Source organism: Acetobacter farinalis (assembly GCF_011516935.1).
Lineage (GTDB): Bacteria > Pseudomonadota > Alphaproteobacteria > Acetobacterales > Acetobacteraceae > Acetobacter > Acetobacter farinalis.
This window is the reverse complement of record NZ_WOTF01000004.1, coordinates 66,171-82,253: the sequence shown is the minus strand read 5'-3', so window position 1 is coordinate 82,253 and position 16,083 is coordinate 66,171. Positions and strand designations below refer to the sequence as shown.

Below are 16,083 nucleotides of genomic sequence, written 5' to 3'. Positions count from 1 at the left end.
TATTATGTGCGCAATTCCTGGCCGTTTATCAAGCAGGTCCGGCCAGAAAACGGACTCATTCCAGCCCTGCTTGAAACAATCAGCCTGGTCTCACCCCTTTTTGCGGAGGTCAGGCGGAGTGGCTTCCTCTGTAATCAGTGCCACGGCGGCATCAAACCCGAGAGTTTCCTGATCCTGCCCACCCAGACGCCGCATGGCGACGGTCCGCTCTTCTGCTTCCCGGCGGCCTACAACCAGAATAATCGGCACGCGAGCCACGCTGTGTTCGCGAATCTTGGCGTTAATCTTGTCATTCCGCACATCGGCTTCCGCAGCGAGACCCGCAGCACGCAGGGCTGCCGCAACCTCTTCCGCATAAGCCCCGGCATCACTGACGATAGACGCCACAACCACCTGCACCGGTGCGAGCCAGAGCGGGAAACGGCCTGCATGCTGCTCGATCAGAATCCCGATGAAGCGCTCGAAAGAACCCAGAATGGCCCGATGCAGCATAACCGGACGATGCCGCGCTGAATCTTCGCCAATATAGTTCGCGTCGAGTCGTTCCGGGAGAACCAGATCCACCTGAAGAGTACCGCACTGCCAGTCACGCCCGATGGCATCCCGCAGTACGAATTCCAGTTTCGGGCCGTAGAACGCGCCCTCACCCGGATTATATTCATACGCTACACCCGCAACGTTGCACGCTTCCTTCAGGGCGTTTTCGGCCTTGTCCCATGTCTCATCACTGCCTGCCCGCTGCTCCGGACGATCCGCAAATTTCACACGGAAATGTTCGAAGCCCAGATCTTTGTAAACCTCACGCAGCATCTGCATGAACTGCACGGTTTCATCCGCAATCTGCTCTTCCGTGCAGAAAATATGCGCATCATCCTGCGTAAAGCCGCGCACGCGCATCAGACCATGCAGCGCACCGGAAGGCTCATAGCGGTGGCAGCCCCCGAATTCGGCCATCCGCATGGGCAGTTCACGGTAGGAGCGCAGGCCGTGGCGGAAAATCTGAACATGGCACGGGCAGTTCATGGGCTTGAGGGCAAGGGTCTTGTCCTCATCCTCAACCGTGGCGATGAACATGTGGTGGCGATATTTGTCCCAGTGCCCCGAGGCTTCCCACAGCGCGCGGTCCACCAGCTGCGGCGTGCGCACTTCCTGATATCCGGCGCGAGTCTGTACCCGCCGCATATAGTCCTGCAGCGCGCAATACAGACGCCAGCCTTTCTGATGCCAGAAGACCTGACCCACAGCATCTTCCTGAAAATGGAACAGGTCCATTTCACGGCCAATCCGGCGATGGTCGCGCCGTTCGGCTTCTTCAAGCTGGTGCAGGTGGGCGTCCAGTTCCTTCTGGTCCCGCCAGGCCGTGCCGTAAATACGGGTCAGCATCGGGTTCCGGTGGTCCCCGCGCCAGTAGGCTCCGGCCACCTTCATCAGTTTGAAGGCCGTGCCGACATCCTTCGTGTTCCGCAGGTGCGGCCCACGGCAAAGGTCCAGCCATTCGCCCTGACGGTAGATGGAAATATCCTCATCTTCCGGCAGATCATGGATCAGCTCGGCCTTGAAGCGCTCACCTTTCTCTTCAAAAAAGGCAATGGCTTTATCGCGCGGCCAGACTTCCCGCACAAACGGCTCCGCATTGGCCACAATCTCCTTCATCCGCGCTTCAATGGCGGCGAAGTCATCCGGAGTGAACGGCTCGTTACGATAGAAATCGTAATAAAAGCCATTTTCAATGGACGGCCCGATGGTGACCTGTGTGCCGGGATACAGAGACTGCACAGCCTCAGCCAGCACATGGGCGGCGTCATGCCGGATCATCTCGAGAGACTCCGGGTCTTTCCGGGTGATGAAGCGGACAGCCGCATCTTCGGTCACAGCGCGACCGAGATCCTGCAACGCACCGTTGACCTCCATGGCCAGTGCCGCTTTGGCCAGCCCCGGCCCGATGGCCTCGGCAATGGCCGTGCCCGTCACCGGCCCGTCAAAACTGCGAACGGAACCGTCGGGCAAGGTGATGGCAGGCATGGAAGAACTCCGGAAATCAGAAAGTTGCAAAAGCTTTTAATGGCGTCAGGAGAGCGCGGCTGCAACCCTGTTGACAGAAAGTGTCGCCAGATCACGCACAGAAAGCACACAAACCTGCCCCGGCGCACGTCCGAGGGGGGCTGTCAGGGCCGGATTGCTCTCCGCGGAAAACAGCACAACGCAGGGGCAGCCCATAAGAGCGGCCAGGTGCATTGGCCCGGTATCATTCCCCACAGCCGCCTCAGCCCGCGTGGCAAGGCCCGCGAGGTCTGCCAGCGAGGTCTGCCCGGCCAGATCCAGCGCCTGCGGGCAGGCCTGCACGATGGCCGCCGCCAGAGGTTTATCCGCCTGCGCCCCCACCACCACAGGCCGTAGCCCCTGCCGCGCAAGACGGCACGCCAGCTCCGCATACCGGCCCACCGGCCAGCGCTTGGCAGGCCGGTGCGGAGAGGCTCCGGGCACAATCAGCACATAGGCTGCCGCCAGACGCGGCCCCTGCTCCGCCAGCCAGGACACATCGGGCATGGGGACTTCTGCCAGCCCGGCCATACGCAACTGGTCCCGCTGCCTGCTGCGTGTATGCATCTCATTCCGCCAGGGGTTGGCATGCACCAGCGGCGCACGGCCAACATGCCCGCACCACCCTGCCGGGCGGCCTGCCAGACTGTAGTAACGAGCCGTGCGGCTGGAGGTCTGAAGATCATAAATGCGGTCATACCCCCGCAGTTTCCGCCGCAGGGCCAGCAAGGCCGGAATATTCCCCCACGACGGGCGAGGGTCTACCTCAACCGCATCAAACCAGGGGGAAAGGCGGGCCAGCGCGACGAAGGGGGCTGTTGTCAGCAAGGTAATATGCGCGGCGGGGTGGGCGGAGCGAATGGCCTGAAACGGCCCGAAGCTCTGCACGAAATCCCCCAGCGCCCCCAGCCGGATCACCAGAATACGGGCTGGGCTCATACAGGCCGGTCTCTGGCATTGCGTCACGGCGAATCCGGGTCTGCCGCCAGAACAGCCAGATCCTGCCGGGCCAGATCCGCCTCATGGCTATCGGGAGAAAGCTCCAGCACACGCTGCCAGTCCGCCTGTGCGCCTGCGGCATCCCCAAGCTGTTCGCGAATAATCCCGCGTTCCAGCAGAGCCGGAGGGTTATCGGGCATATGCTGCACGGCCTGTGTGATATGCTGTGTGGCTTTATCCAGTTGCCCCAGCCTGCGCTCCGCTGAAGCCAGCAGCACGAACGCCCCCGGCGGGGCTTCGGAAGCCCGGGCGACCAGCGCGGTCAGATCCGGGATGACCGCTCCGGCGTTCCCCTGCTCCAGCAGGGCGCGTGCCCTGACCAGACGTAAATTGGTATCCCCCGGCCGCACGGACAAACCATACTCGACAATGCTCAGGGCGTTTTGCGGGTTTCCGGCGGAAAGCCATGCCTCGGCGGCTTCCTCCGCGATGACTGCCCGCAGGCTGGCAGAACTTTCCGGGCCGGAGGGCGGGGCCTTGCGCACCAGATCATCCAGTTCCTGCGCTGCGGTCTGCTCATCCCCCAGCTCCAGCAGGGCCAGCGCATGGCAATGCCGGGCCTCGCGGTCTCCTCCATGTTTTCCCCAGTCCTGCGCGTAATCCCGCGCACCGAACGGGTCGGTCTCCACCATCGCCATGCAGTCCGACGAGGACCATGTTTTTACAGCCCCCTTCCGGCTGCCCGCGACAGGAGCCCCGGTGCCGCCCTGCCCCACGAGCGCATGAGGCTGGACAATGGCCGCACGGGCGGCGGGAACCTCGGCCAGCAGAAGGCTCAGGCCAAGCCCGAGAGGAACGGCCAGAGCCGGATAACGGCCCGGCGCAGACCAGACAGAGAAGGACACATGCGTCATCACATCGCCCATAGGGCGTATATCGGGCCAGATGGTCAAGCCGGACATCAGGCTCCGGTTTACGGAGAAGAGTGTCTGTTGCCTGAAAACCATGCTAGCAGTTGAGATATGACGATTTCGCTCTCCTCCCCCGTCATCCTGCAAATTCTCCCTGCGCTGGAACAGGGCGGGGTTGAACGGGGCACGCTGGAAATAGCCGAGGCCATTACGCAGGCTGGTGGCACGGCACTGGTTATCAGTGCCGGCGGCCGGCTGGTTCCCTCACTTGAACGGCTTGGGGCCAGGCATCTCTCGTTGCCCGGTTGCGGCAGCAAGAACCCGGTTTCCATCCTGCGCAATGCGGGCACGCTGGCCCGGTTTATCCAGCAGAACGGTGTCTCGCTCGTGCATGCCCGCTCCCGTGCGCCCGCATGGGTGGCCCGGCTGGCCTGCCGCCGCACGGGCACCCCTCTTGTCACCACATGGCATGGGGTTCATGCCAACAGCTTTCCCGGCAAGCGGCACTATAACGCGGTGCTGGCCTCCGGAGACAGGGTGATAGCCATCAGCCAGCACATCGGGCAGCGGCTGGAGGAGGATTATCATGTGGGGCCGGACCGCCTGCGGGTGATCCCCCGCGGCGCGGATACCGCTGTATTCAGCCCGGACGCTGTCAGCGGGCAGCGGGTCCACCGGCTGGGAGAAGCATGGAATGTGCCCGCCGGGGTGCCGGTTCTGCTCATGCCGGGCCGTCTGACGGAATGGAAAGGCCAGTGCTTTCTGCTGGACGCCCTCGCACAGGTAAAGCAGGCAGCCCCCCTTGCCCCGTGGATCTGTGTTTTTGCGGGCTCCTGCCCGCCCGGAGACCCCTATGGCGAGAAACTGGCCGCCCACGCCAGCGCTCTGGGGCTGGCGGACCACGTGCGTTTTGCCGGGCATTGTCAGGATATGCCTGCCGCCATGGCGCTGGCTGATCTGGTGGTGATCCCCTCCCTCCGGCCGGAACCCTTTGGCCGTGTGGTGGTGGAGGCTCAGGCCATGTGCCGCCCCGTTATTGTCACCGCACACGGCGCCGCGCTGGAAACAGTGCAACAGGGGGTCACGGGGCTGAGTGTCACGCCGGGCGATGTGTCCATGCTGGCCGAGGCCATTCTCGCCGTACTGCACGCGCCGCAGGACTCTCTGGAGGCCATGGGCTACGCTGCCCGCGCCGCCGTGCTGGCCCATTACACCACCTACGCCATGCAGCAGGCGACCCTGCGTGTGTATGATGAACTGCTTGGCACGCACCTCGCCGCGCCGGTTGACTATAAAAATGAGACATCCCCCTTTCAGGATCAACCCGTTGCAGGATAAGGGACGCGGCGTGACCACCAGATCTGTCTGCCACCGGTTCGCCACGGGGTGCCTGCCATGACCAGTTTCCCCCCCGCCCCCGTTCCCGCTGCCCCGCCGTTATGGGAAAAGCCCCCGGAACGCATTGCGTTCATGGCCGCCCCGACGGATGTGGCGCGGCATGAGTTTGACCGTCTGGTGCGCCAGTACGGCAATCTCCACCCCGGAGAGGCGGAGGTTATTGTCTGCCTTGGGGGAGATGGCTTCATGCTGGAGACCCTGCGTGTGGTGCTGGAGCAAGGGCTGAGCGCGCCGGTTTACGGCATGAACTGCGGCTCCGTCGGGTTTCTGATGAACCCGATGCTTGAAGACAATCTGCCTGAACGCCTGACCACAACGCAGGCCGCCACCCTGCACCCGCTGCGCATGAAGGCGCGCACCACACAGGGAGACACGCATGAGGCTTTGGCGCTGAATGATGTCTTTCTGTTCCGCCAGACGCGGCAGGCCGCCAAGATCAGTGTGGAGGTGGATGGGCTGGTGCGCATGCCCGAACTGATCTGTGATGGCGCATTGCTCTCCACCCCTGCGGGCTCAACGGCCTATAACCTCTCAGCCCACGGCCCCATTGTCCCGCTTTCGGGCAACCTGCTGCCGCTCACACCCATCTGCCCCTTCCGCCCGCGGCGCTGGCGCGGGGCGCTCCTGCCCTCCACGGCGCATGTCGGCTTCACCATTCTTGAGCACGAAAAGCGCCCGGTGGCCGCTGTGGCAGACTCGATTGAAATCCGTGATGTCGTGTGCGTCCATATTCATGAAGACCGGACTCTAGCCGTAACCGTGCTGTTTGACCCCGGTCAGACCCTCTCCGAACGGATTGCCGCAGAACAGTTTTCAGCCTGATGCCGTATATTCGCCTTCCCGGGCTGCAAAAGATCAGGCCAAACGGTGTTCCCCCATTTCATCCCGCCCCTCTTCTGGTTTAGTCTTGCACGCAATGCAGAGCTCTCATCCTAGACTGCGCCGTCTGACCGGACTGTGCGCCCTCCTCCTGTTGCCGGCCACCGCCGCGCACGCACAGGTTGTTACAAACAGTGAGGCACTGGACAGCCTTGGGAGCAGCCCTGCCCCCACGGCCCCGGCAGCCACGCCGCACCCTGCGGCGCACAGGCCCGCGCAGGCCCCCAGACGGGTGATCCCCAAACCGGTGACAGAGCCGCCGCTCACGCACCCTGTCACGCAGCCACCTGCGGAGTCAGGCGGCCAGACCGCCACGGCAGCACCCTCCGGCGGTGCAGCGGCACCCCACCAGTCCGGCGCGGTTTCGGGCACAGGGGCAAAACCGCAGGCGGCCTCTCCTGCCAGACCCGCGCACCCGGCCCCGCCCCCCACCATTCCGCCCGCAGCCCCGCCCGTGCCGCAGCTGACACCGGCGCCGCCCGATGTGGAGCTTCATCCCTTCCCCATTCCCCCCCAGCCCGCCGTTGAGGAAAAAGCCACCGGCACGGTCACACCCATTCCGGGCGGGGTGCGGATTACCTTTGCCGCCGGTGCGGCCACACTGAACCCGGCAACGCATCAGGCCCTGCTGGCCTTCGGGCAGGCACTGGCAGACAAACCGCACGTCCGGGCGATGGTGGATGCCTATAGCTCGGGTGCGGCGGATGACCCCTCCATGCCTCGCCGCATGGCGCTCTCACGCGGGCTTGCGGCCCGCAGTGTGCTGATGAATGGCGGGATTCCCTCCACACGCATCTATCTGCGCGTGGTCGGCCTGCCCAAAACGCCCGCGGCGGATGGCGTGCAGGATTATATGGATATCTACCAGTCGGACGCTGTACCCTGACGCACCCACCCCAGATCGCCCTTTCATAACCGGACCGGAAAAGCATGACACGCCCCACACACTATCTTTTCAGAATGCTCGGCTTTCTCGTGTGTGTGCTGCTCGTCGCCGGCGCGCTGTGGCGCCCCCTGCGGGATGCGTTCTTCAGTAACCCGCTGCTGGACGGCCTGATTCTGGGCATTCTGGCCGTTGGTATCCTGTGGAATGTCATGATGGTGCGCCGCCTGCTGCCGGAAGTGGACTGGGTGGATGCCATCCGCCAGTCCCGCACCGGTCTGGCGGCCCTGCCACCGCCGCGCATGCTGGCCCCTCTGGCCACCGCCCTTGGCACCCGCCCGGACCAGCGGGGCAACCCCGCCGCCCTCTCCACCCCCGCCATGCAGGCTGTTCTGGACTCCCTCTCCGGCAGGCTGGATGAAGGCCGGGAAGTCTCCCGCTATCTCACGGGTCTGCTGATTTTTCTGGGCCTGCTGGGCACGTTCTACGGCCTGCTGCTGACTGTTGCCTCCATTGCGGATGTGATTGCCAACATGTCCGTTGGCGGGGGCGATCTGGATGCCATGTTCAGCCAGCTCAAAACCGGGCTGGCCAAACCCCTGCACGGCATGAGCACCGCTTTTTCCGGCTCCCTGTTCGGGCTGGCCAGCGCTCTGGTGCTCGGCTTTCTGGACCTCACGGCCGGGCAGGCCCAGAGCCGCTTCTTCAATGAACTGGAAGAATGGCTGGCGGAACAGACCCGTTTTGCCGCGCCCTCCAGCACTGGTGCGGAAAGCTCTGCCTCCGTTCCGGCCTATATTCAGGCCCTGCTGGAACAGACGGCGGAAAATCTGGAATCCCTGCAAAATCTGGTCCGCACGAGCGAAGCCCGCCGCGAGCGCGAGACTGCCGTGCTCAGCACGCTTTCCGACAGGCTGGAAGCCTCCGCTGGCCAGACAGAAGTCCTGCACAATATTGAACGCCTGCTGCACACGCTGGTGCAGAACACAGAGGAAGGCCGGACCCGCATGACGGCTGATCTGCGGAACGACCTGCGCCTGCTGGCCCGCACCGTTGCCGCCACAGCCGAAACCACGGCCACCGACCGGAAAGCACCCTGATCATGGCCCGCCGCCGCAGAAAACTGCATGCCGGGCTGGACGCGTGGCCCGGCTATGTGGATGCTCTTTCCACCCTGCTGATGGTTGTCATTTTCGTGCTGCTGGTGTTCGTGATGGGGCAGACCCTGCTCTCCGCGGCGCTGAACCGGCGTGAGCATGTTCTGGAAAAGCTGGAAGGCCAGACGGCGGAACTCGCGCGCCAGCTTGATACCGAACACGCCCGCAGCCACGCCCTGGAAGAGAGCGTGAAAGGCCTGCAGGCCCAGCACACACAGGACACCGCAGCCCTTTCCGCACAGGCCGAGGCCGCCAGCGCCCTGAGCCTTGCGGACCAGTCACGCGTCACACAGCTCAATGATGAGCTGACAGACCTGAACACCCGTCTGGCATCCCTCGCGGAGGCGCTGGATGTCTCTCAGAAAGCCGTGCAGAGCAAGGATGCCACCATTGGTGACCTCGCCGCGAAACTGAACACGGCACTGGCGGACAAGGTTGGCCAGCTCAGCCGCTACCGGTCCGAATTTTTCGGCCGCCTGCGGGACATCCTGCACAACCAGCAGGGTGTTCACATTGTGGGAGATCGCTTTGTCTTCCAGAGCGAAGTCCTGTTCCCCGTCGGGAGTGCTGATCTTTCTCCGGAAGGGCGTGCGGAAATCCATACTCTGGCACAAACGCTGAAAAGCGTTTCCAGCCATATCCCTGCTGAAATCCCGTGGATTCTGCGCGTGGATGGCCATGCGGATCGCCAGCCCATTCACACCGCCTTCCCCAGCAACTGGGAACTCTCCAGCGCCCGTGCAATTACCGTGGTCAAGCTTCTGGTGGCTGAAGGGATCAACCCCCACCATCTGGCCGCCACCGGCTTTGCCGATTATCAGCCGCTGGATACCGAAAGCACAGCCGCCGCCTACGCCCGCAACCGCCGCATTGAATTCCGCCTGACGGACCGCTGAAGGGGCTTTCAGGCTTCTCTTCTAATCCGGCACCGTGAGAGACCTGTTCCACACCAGCAGGAGATGACCATCCACAGTCTCAACGGTGCTGGCCGGGCCAAACCGGGCCTGCGCCTGTGCGGCCTGCGCGGGTGTCTCACAGAGAAAAAAAGTGCCGCCCTGCGTGTACCAGTCCCGCCGTGACAGGAAATGGAACGGCTTGATCTCCGCGCCAAACGTCACCGGGGCAATCCGCACCGGATTGGGCAGGCTGTTCACCGCAGCGCTCCAGTACGGTGCAAAACCCTGCGTCAGACCACGGCGCGCCAATTCCATATTGATGGGGAAATTCCTGTTGGTCTGCCAGAAATGCAGCACGGGGGCGGGCATGCTCAAAACCGCATATACCGCGGCACAGGCCAGACACATCGCCCGTCCGACGGCGGGCAACACGGTATGCCGCGCCAGCAGCAGCGCCATCATGACATACGGAAAAACCAGATAGCGGGTGGATGCATCATCAATCGGCAACTGGCTGAGCATAAACGCCCCGACCATAATGCCCATACACAGCAGGGCGGCATAATCGAACAGATCGAACCGGATGCTCCGGCTCCGCACCAGCCTGACCACCCCCGCCAGAGCAGCCCCCAGCACGGCCAGATGGAACAGCTCGTTCCCTGAGCCATGCAGGGAAAAGTCTTTTCCGAAAAAATACGCGCCGAAGAAATGCAGAACACCAGAAACAAGCACGGAAAAATTATAACCAATCCGCTCCTGCCCGGCGAACGACATGGTCCATAACCCCGGCACATGAAACCCGCCATTATGGGCCAGAACGCTCTTCAGCCCGGACGCCAGCGGCAACGCCACCAGTACGCAGGCCACCAGCCGCCAGTTCTCCGCAGGCCGGGACTTCTGAAGCCGCCATGTTTGCACGCCCTGCAGCACCGCCGCGCCCAGAACAGGGAAAACGAAGCAGTATTTGACGATGTCATCACTGAAGAGCAGCAGACACAGCAGCGCTACGAACACACCCCACAGTGCTGGTCTTTCCTGCTTTTTCTGAGCCAGCACCAGCAGCCAGCACAGCAGAACCCCGACATAGGCCCCCATATGAATACAGGGGATCAGCATCACCTGCACGCCAAAGGCTGTGGGGGCTGCCACCAGCACCAGAAAACACCACGCCCCCTGCGGGGCCAGTTCCCGGCACAGCCGGAAGGCCAGCAGGACCATGCCCGCCAGCAGCGCCGCCGGCACAAGATAATAAAAGGACAGGTGCCAGCCTGCCACACCCGCCACCACGCTGTAGGGCAAGATTTCCGTGACATAATAAGGCTCTGTTGAAAGATCCCAGCCATGCAGCAGAATGTTGCCGTGCAGGATGTCCCGCGCCTCCAGCAGTGCGGAAACGCTGTCTGAATTGAACGGAAGCGTTGCCGCCAGCAGCGTATAAAAACCGGACAGAACCACAAACGCCAGAAGATACCAGACAGACGCCTTGCGGCTTTGCTTGAAAGGGGCAGGCACCATGGACCTCTTGCAAAACAGGAGCCGGGAAAACCGCGCCCTAAAAAACCACGCCATCCTGCGGCGCCGGGTTCTGGAGGCTGCTCTTCCTCTTCAAACCCACCGGGCAGACTTCCGGGTGCGCCCTTGAAAGTCAATCAGGAGAGCAGGGCAGAAGGGAAGACGGCCCCACTCCTGCCCATTACCGCTGAAGGCGTTTCACCTTTTCATAGCGGGCAATCAAGCGGTTACGCCGCAGGCTGGAAAGCCTCTGCAGCCAGAACACCCCGTTCAACTGATCAATTTCATGCTGATGGCAGGCCGCCCGCAGGCCCTCTGCATCCTCAACATGATGGTTCCCCTCCAGATCCTGATACTGCACGCGGACTTTGGCCGCCCGCTCGATCTCGTCTGTCACGCCGGGCATGGACACACTGCCCTCTTCCTGCCGGAACGTTTCTTCCGACATCCAGACAATCTCAGGGTTCACATAGGTCTGGGGGTGGGGGGCATCCGGGAGTTCCAGCACCACCACACGCTGCGCCACGCCGAGGTGCGGCGCAGTCATGCCGATGCCCGGTGCGGCCCGCATACTGTCCAGAATATCCCGGGCCAGCGCGGAGAGAGCGTCATCAAAGACGGTAACAGGCGCGGCACACGCACGCAGGCGCTGGTCCGGAAACTGCACAATCGGGCGGATACTCATGCTCAGCCCGCTGTCTTCAGCGTTTCTTCCATGGTTTTTCGCGCCTGGGTCGCCAGTTCATCCACGCGTTCATTTTCCGGCACGCCGGAATGGCCTTTAACCCAATGCCAGGAGACATCATGCTGCTTGGCCGCATCCAGCAGGCGCCGCCACAAATCCATATTCGCCACCGGGTCCCCCGCGGCATTGCGCCAGTTGCGCCGCACCCAGCCCGTATGCCAACGGGTAATACCGTTCCGCACATATTCGCTGTCTGTATGCAGGCGCACCACGCAGGGGCGCTTCAGGGCTTCCAGCGCTTCTGCCGCGGCTGTCAGCTCCATACGGTTATTGGTTGTTGCCTCTTCCCCGCCTGAGAGTTCCCGCTCAACGCCTTTAAAGCGCAGCAGAACCCCCCAGCCGCCGGGGCCGGGGTTGGGACGGCAGCCGCCATCCGTCCAGATTTCCACCACCTGCTTTTCCGGCGCTTGTGCCTGCTCTGCTGGCGCCCCTTCAGGCTGAGAGGCAGACGGCATATCCGGTTGCAGCCCTGCCCCGGAGCCGGTTTCAGAATCCATAGCCATCAGCAGTCTCCGTTGCCAGATGAAAGCGCAGGCGCTTCAGATAATCCAGCGGGTCTTTCGGGGTTACCAGAGCATCCGGCGGTGTGTTGATCCAGTCATACAGCCGGGTCAGCAGAAAGCGCATGGCTGCACCCCGGGCAAGAACCGGCAAAGCCTGCCGTTCTTCCGCACCCAGCGGGCGCACATCCTCATACCCTTGCAGCAGTTGCCGCGCGAATGTGACGTTGAATGCGCCATCCCCCTCAAAGCACCAGGCGTTCAGGCAGATGGCAATATCGTAGGCTAGGAAATCCGTGCAGGCGAAATAGAAATCAATCAGGCCGGACACGCCCTTGTGCAGGAAGAACACATTGTCCGGAAACAGATCGGCATGGATCTGCCCGCGCGGCAGGGCGGGGTTTTCTCCCTCCCCCGGCCAGTGCGGCAGAATATGCGCCAATGCCGCATCGAGTTCCGCCAGCAGGCCCGGATGCACGGCATCCGCGCCAGCCCGACAGGACTCCAGCAGCGGCGGCCAAGCCGCAGGCCCCAGAGCATTGAGCCGGACAGGCGCGTAGCTCCGCCCGACCTCATGCAACTGCGCCAGAGCCCGCCCCAGCGGGCGGCAATGCTCCTGCCGTATCTTGCGCGGCCAGACGCCGGGCAGAAAGGTGGTGATGGCCGCAGGCCGCCCGGCCAGTGTGCCAAGCGTCTGCCCGGCCGTGCTGGGCACCGGCTGCGGGCAGGTTACCCCCTGCCCCGCCAGATGCTGCATCAGCCCGAGAAACCACGGAAGCTCCTGCGCATTCACCCGCTTTTCATACAGCGTGAGGATGAAGTCACCCTGCGTGGTGCGAAGCTGGAAGTTGCTGTTTTCCACCCCTTCGGCAATGCCGCGAAACGCCACCAGATTGCCAATGGCATAGTCCGCGAGAAAAGCCTCGAGTGCTTCATCACTCACATCTGTATAAACAGCCATGCCTCCGCGCTGCCCTCAGCCCAGTGGCGCAGGCAGGCGGAAGATCACGTTTTCTTCCTTCACCGTGCGCTCATCAATGCACAGCGTGTAGCGCTTGGCCATTTCGGCCACCATTTCCTGCACCAGTGCTTCCGGCGCGGAAGCCCCGGCCGTGATCCCCAGCGTATTCACGCCGTCCAGCACGGACCAGTCCAGCGCATCCAGACGCTGCACCAGCAGGGCGCGCGGCGCACCCGAACGCTCGGCCACTTCCCGCAGGCGCTGGGAGTTGGAGGAGTTGGGAGAACCGATGACAATCACCAGATCACATTCCGGAGCAATAGCCTTCACAGCTTCCTGCCGGTTTGTGGTCGCGTAGCAGATATCCTCGCGCTTCGGCCCTTCAATCAGCGGGAAGCGTTCACGCAGGATGTCCACAATCTCGGCCGTATCATCAACGGAGAGGGTGGTCTGGGTGATAAAGGCCAGACGGGAGGGGTCGGCAGGCTGCACGGTGCGGGCTTCTTCCGCATCGTTAATCAGCGTGACAGCACCCACGGGAAGCTGCCCCATGGTGCCCACCACTTCCGGATGCCCGGCATGGCCGATCATCAGGATATGGCGGCTTTCAGGGCCACCACCGGCAAAATGCCGCTCAGCCTCACGGTGTACCTTGGACACCAGCGGGCAGGTTGCATCCAGGTACAGCAGGTTACGGCGTTCCGCCTCGGCCGGCACTGTTTTGGGCACACCATGGGCAGAAAACACAACGTGACCATCTGCCGGAACTTCATCCAGTTCCTCAACAAAAATGGCACCCTGCGCTTCCAGCGCTTCCACAACCGTCCGGTTGTGGACAATTTCGTGGCGCACATAAACAGGTGCGCCGTAACGGCGGATGGCTTCCTCCACCACGCGGATCGCGCGGTCTACACCAGCGCAGAATCCGCGCGGACCGGCGAGAAGAACCTTGAGAGACCTGCCATGCGGCGCCTGTGCAGGCGCCTGTGTGGCAAGGGTGGGAGTTTGATCGGGCATGGTGTTCCCCAAACTTGCGGCGGACGGTATAGAAAAACAGCTATTAAAGAAGCATAAGTAAGGTAGGCTATGCCCGAAACCCCGAGAAGGTCGCGGTAACCGTGGCCATGGCCTACGCAAAGCGAGATGGTGATGCAACCCGTTTTCCGGCATTCAGCCCTGCAAAGCCATGCCTGAGCCTATGTTTTGCTTATTTTCATCTGTTCAACCCCCTCTAACCGATAATTCCGGATTTGCACATGTCTCATAAGCTTTCTCGCCCACGCAGTCTGCTGCCCCGTTTTGCGGTGTCAGGTCTCGCCGCTCTTGGCCTGCTGACAACCCTTGGCGGCTGTGGGGATGAGGAAAGTGCTTCCGTATCCTTCGCGCCCTCCTGCCCGCTCACACACATTCCGCCGGAAGCGGCGGATTATTACCTGTATGACGGCAAGACAGCGACATTTCCGCATCTGGTCACCCGTGCGAGCATCCTGAAGCTTCAGGGGGACTGTCTGGCTGCTGGCCCGAAGGATCTGAAAACCCGAATCGCGCTGCGTTTTGTGGTGAACCGTGGCCCGGCGGCCACCAGCAGCACTGTCACGCTCCCGTGGTTTGTGGCCGTGCTGCATGGAGACAAAATTGTGAACAAGCACGTGTTCAGACACACGTTCGAATTCCCGGCCAACCTCTCCAGCATCTCCACGGATACCAAGGTCATCACGGTGGATCTGCCCATTCCACCCAAAAATACGGAGTCGGACTACCGGTTTGAAGTGGGCTTCCAGCTCACCAAGGACCAGCTTGATTATAACGAGACCCACCTGAAAAAAGTGGATTACCACGCCTACTGAAGCCCGGAGCCGCAGGCAGCCTGTGCGCTGCGGCTCCGGTCAGCCTGCCTTATGAACCGGCAGGCTCCGCGGGGAAGCGCGCAGCCGCCACGGCAGCGCTCTGGCGGGCGGCCAGAGCGGCTTCATCAAAGTCCTGCACGATTTCGTGAAAGAGCTGATACCAGTTCATCTTCACTTTCAGCCGCATGAAGACAGACCCCAGCCCCACGGCAGAGCGGTCCACCAGCACGAATTCACGCGGCAGGCGCACACCACCGGTGCGCTGAAGCCCTTCATGAACGCGCGTGAGAATCTCACGCCCCTGAGCCGGGTCGTTCCCTTCCTGAATATAACGCACGCGGTCATCCATCAGCGGCTGATACAGGAAACCGGCCCACTCATTCAGTACCTCGATTTTCTCAGGTGTCAGGTCGGTAAAGCCCCAAGCCTTATACGCCTTGGCAGCGAGTGCGTTATCCTTGGTCTGCAGGGCGCGGTAGAGATCAATATTGCCCTTGATGAAGGAGGGGCTGAAAATACGGATCGCCCCGAAATCCAGCAGGTTCAGGCCATAATCATCCCGCACGGTGAAGTTGCCCATATGCGGGTCTCCATGCACCACACCGTAGTGATACAGCGGCACATACCACGCACGGAACAATGTGCGGGCAATTCTCTGCCTCTGCTCTTCACTCAGGCCGGCCTGAATCACGCTGTTCAGGCCACGGCCATTCACCCACTCCATGGTCAGCAGGCGGCGGGTGCATAGTTCATCCACCGGCGCAGGGACCGTTACCTCCGGGCACTCAGCCAGAACACTGCGATACAGGCGCATGTTGGCCGCCTCGCGCTGGTAATCCAGCTCCTCCCGCAGGCGCTCGGTCAGTTCCTCCACCACATCATCCTGACGGATGGCGTTATCCAGACGGTGATACACGCCAATCGCCATCCGGAACTGCCGCAGGTCCGCTTCCACTGCGGCATTCATGTCCGGATATTGCAGCTTGCAGGCCACCTGCCTGCCATCAACCAGCACGGCCTTATGCACCTGCCCAAGGCTGGCTGCTGCCGCGGCATCACGCCCGAAGGAACGAAAGTTCCGCTCCCAGCCCGCGCCCAGTTCCGCTGTCATGCGGCGGCGGACAAAATTCCAGCCCATGGGCGGCGCATTGGCCTGCAACTGGGCCAGTTCTTCCGCATATTCTTCCGGCAGTGCGCCGGGAATGGTGGAGAGAAGCTGGGCTGCCTTCATCAGCGGCCCTTTCAGGCCGCCAAGAATGGATTTCAGCTCTTCCGCATGAGAGGCCCCGCCTGAGCGGAACCCCATCTTGTGCCCGGTAAGGCGGGCGGCAATGCCCCCCACGGTGCCAGTTGTCTGGACCATGCGGCGCAGTTCACCAAAAACGCCGCCATTATCCAGATCGCGTTCAGCCATG

The 16,083-nt window shown here is 62.4% G+C and carries 15 protein-coding genes; 6 read left to right on the top strand and 9 right to left on the bottom strand.

Going from position 1 to position 16,083, the window contains the following annotated elements; all coding sequences use genetic code 11:
• Positions 1–90 precede the first annotated feature (90 nt).
• The 3 genes from thrS to GOB82_RS06450 are packed head-to-tail and all read right to left on the bottom strand — an operon-like array spanning position 91 to position 3,941.
• Positions 91–2,022, bottom strand: coding sequence for a threonine--tRNA ligase (gene thrS / locus GOB82_RS06460; protein WP_166121283.1), 1,932 nt, complete (start codon positions 2,020–2,022; stop codon positions 91–93).
• Between the two features lie 45 nt (positions 2,023–2,067).
• Positions 2,068–2,979: a glycosyltransferase family 9 protein gene (locus GOB82_RS06455; RefSeq protein WP_166121281.1), complete on the bottom strand. Its 912-nt coding sequence runs from the start codon at positions 2,977–2,979 to the stop codon at positions 2,068–2,070.
• A 23-nt stretch (positions 2,980–3,002) separates the two neighbouring features.
• Entirely contained in the window at positions 3,003–3,941 is a 939-nt protein-coding gene (locus GOB82_RS06450; protein WP_242007237.1) for a tetratricopeptide repeat protein, read from the bottom strand.
• A 60-nt stretch (positions 3,942–4,001) separates the two neighbouring features.
• Between GOB82_RS06450 and GOB82_RS06445 the strand changes: the two genes are divergently transcribed.
• The 5 genes from GOB82_RS06445 to GOB82_RS06425 all read left to right on the top strand — a co-directional run bounded on the left by GOB82_RS06445 (position 4,002) and on the right by GOB82_RS06425 (position 9,103).
• Positions 4,002–5,228: a glycosyltransferase family 4 protein gene (locus GOB82_RS06445; RefSeq protein WP_166121278.1), complete on the top strand. Its 1,227-nt coding sequence runs from the start codon at positions 4,002–4,004 to the stop codon at positions 5,226–5,228.
• A gap of 57 nt (positions 5,229–5,285) precedes the next feature.
• Entirely contained in the window at positions 5,286–6,110 is an 825-nt protein-coding gene (locus GOB82_RS06440) for an NAD kinase (protein WP_166121276.1), read from the top strand.
• A 94-nt stretch (positions 6,111–6,204) separates the two neighbouring features.
• Positions 6,205–7,053, top strand: a complete 849-nt coding sequence (locus GOB82_RS06435; RefSeq protein WP_242007236.1) for an OmpA family protein — start codon at positions 6,205–6,207, stop codon at positions 7,051–7,053.
• Between the two features lie 44 nt (positions 7,054–7,097).
• A complete protein-coding gene (locus tag GOB82_RS06430) occupies positions 7,098–8,150 on the top strand; it encodes a flagellar motor protein MotA (protein WP_166121274.1) in 1,053 nt (350 codons plus the stop codon).
• 2 nt (positions 8,151–8,152) lie between these two features.
• Positions 8,153–9,103, top strand: coding sequence for a peptidoglycan -binding protein (locus GOB82_RS06425; RefSeq protein ID WP_166121271.1), 951 nt, complete (start codon positions 8,153–8,155; stop codon positions 9,101–9,103).
• Positions 9,104–9,124: 21 nt separating this feature from the next.
• Here the strand turns inward: GOB82_RS06425 and GOB82_RS06420 are convergent, their stop codons facing one another.
• The 5 genes from GOB82_RS06420 to ispH all read right to left on the bottom strand — a co-directional run bounded on the left by GOB82_RS06420 (position 9,125) and on the right by ispH (position 13,838).
• Entirely contained in the window at positions 9,125–10,618 is a 1,494-nt protein-coding gene (locus GOB82_RS06420) for a hypothetical protein (RefSeq protein WP_166121268.1), read from the bottom strand.
• A gap of 178 nt (positions 10,619–10,796) precedes the next feature.
• Complete coding sequence (locus GOB82_RS06415; RefSeq protein WP_166121265.1) at positions 10,797–11,300, bottom strand: peptide deformylase; 504 nt, start codon at positions 11,298–11,300, stop codon at positions 10,797–10,799.
• A 2-nt stretch (positions 11,301–11,302) separates the two neighbouring features.
• Positions 11,303–11,815 carry a ribonuclease HI gene (gene rnhA / locus GOB82_RS06410; protein ID WP_166121497.1) on the bottom strand — a complete coding sequence of 171 codons (513 nt, stop codon included), beginning with the start codon at positions 11,813–11,815 and terminating at the stop codon, positions 11,303–11,305.
• 31 nt (positions 11,816–11,846) lie between these two features.
• A complete protein-coding gene (locus GOB82_RS06405; protein WP_166121262.1) occupies positions 11,847–12,821 on the bottom strand; it encodes a homoserine kinase in 975 nt (324 codons plus the stop codon).
• A gap of 15 nt (positions 12,822–12,836) precedes the next feature.
• Positions 12,837–13,838 (bottom strand): 4-hydroxy-3-methylbut-2-enyl diphosphate reductase, encoded by a 1,002-nt coding sequence (gene ispH / locus GOB82_RS06400; RefSeq protein ID WP_166121258.1) that lies wholly within the window; start codon positions 13,836–13,838, stop codon positions 12,837–12,839.
• Positions 13,839–14,077: 239 nt separating this feature from the next.
• Here ispH and GOB82_RS06395 point away from each other — a divergent pair, with 239 nt between their 5' ends.
• Entirely contained in the window at positions 14,078–14,668 is a 591-nt protein-coding gene (locus GOB82_RS06395; RefSeq protein ID WP_166121255.1) for a hypothetical protein, read from the top strand.
• Positions 14,669–14,717: 49 nt separating this feature from the next.
• Here GOB82_RS06395 and GOB82_RS06390 read toward each other — a convergent pair whose 3' ends face one another.
• Positions 14,718–16,082: an ABC1 kinase family protein gene (locus GOB82_RS06390; protein WP_166121252.1), complete on the bottom strand. Its 1,365-nt coding sequence runs from the start codon at positions 16,080–16,082 to the stop codon at positions 14,718–14,720.
• Position 16,083 lies beyond the last annotated feature (1 nt).

Bases quoted from the DNA above. Each gene is read 5' to 3' on its own strand.
- thrS (WP_166121283.1), bottom strand. From the start codon at position 2,022: ATGCCTGCCATCACCTTGCCCGACGGTTCCGTTCGCAGTTTTGACGGG.
- GOB82_RS06455 (WP_166121281.1), bottom strand. From the start codon at position 2,979: ATGAGCCCAGCCCGTATTCTGGTGATCCGGCTGGGGGCGCTGGGGGAT.
- GOB82_RS06450 (WP_242007237.1), bottom strand. From the start codon at position 3,941: ATGTCCGGCTTGACCATCTGGCCCGATATACGCCCTATGGGCGATGTG.
- GOB82_RS06445 (WP_166121278.1), top strand. From the start codon at position 4,002: ATGACGATTTCGCTCTCCTCCCCCGTCATCCTGCAAATTCTCCCTGCG.
- GOB82_RS06440 (WP_166121276.1), top strand. From the start codon at position 5,286: ATGACCAGTTTCCCCCCCGCCCCCGTTCCCGCTGCCCCGCCGTTATGG.
- GOB82_RS06435 (WP_242007236.1), top strand. From the start codon at position 6,205: ATGCAGAGCTCTCATCCTAGACTGCGCCGTCTGACCGGACTGTGCGCC.
- GOB82_RS06430 (WP_166121274.1), top strand. From the start codon at position 7,098: ATGACACGCCCCACACACTATCTTTTCAGAATGCTCGGCTTTCTCGTG.
- GOB82_RS06425 (WP_166121271.1), top strand. From the start codon at position 8,153: ATGGCCCGCCGCCGCAGAAAACTGCATGCCGGGCTGGACGCGTGGCCC.
- GOB82_RS06420 (WP_166121268.1), bottom strand. From the start codon at position 10,618: ATGGTGCCTGCCCCTTTCAAGCAAAGCCGCAAGGCGTCTGTCTGGTAT.
- GOB82_RS06415 (WP_166121265.1), bottom strand. From the start codon at position 11,300: ATGAGTATCCGCCCGATTGTGCAGTTTCCGGACCAGCGCCTGCGTGCG.
- rnhA (WP_166121497.1), bottom strand. From the start codon at position 11,815: ATGCCGTCTGCCTCTCAGCCTGAAGGGGCGCCAGCAGAGCAGGCACAA.
- GOB82_RS06405 (WP_166121262.1), bottom strand. From the start codon at position 12,821: ATGGCTGTTTATACAGATGTGAGTGATGAAGCACTCGAGGCTTTTCTC.
- ispH (WP_166121258.1), bottom strand. From the start codon at position 13,838: ATGCCCGATCAAACTCCCACCCTTGCCACACAGGCGCCTGCACAGGCG.
- GOB82_RS06395 (WP_166121255.1), top strand. From the start codon at position 14,078: ATGTCTCATAAGCTTTCTCGCCCACGCAGTCTGCTGCCCCGTTTTGCG.
- GOB82_RS06390 (WP_166121252.1), bottom strand. From the start codon at position 16,082: ATGGCTGAACGCGATCTGGATAATGGCGGCGTTTTTGGTGAACTGCGC.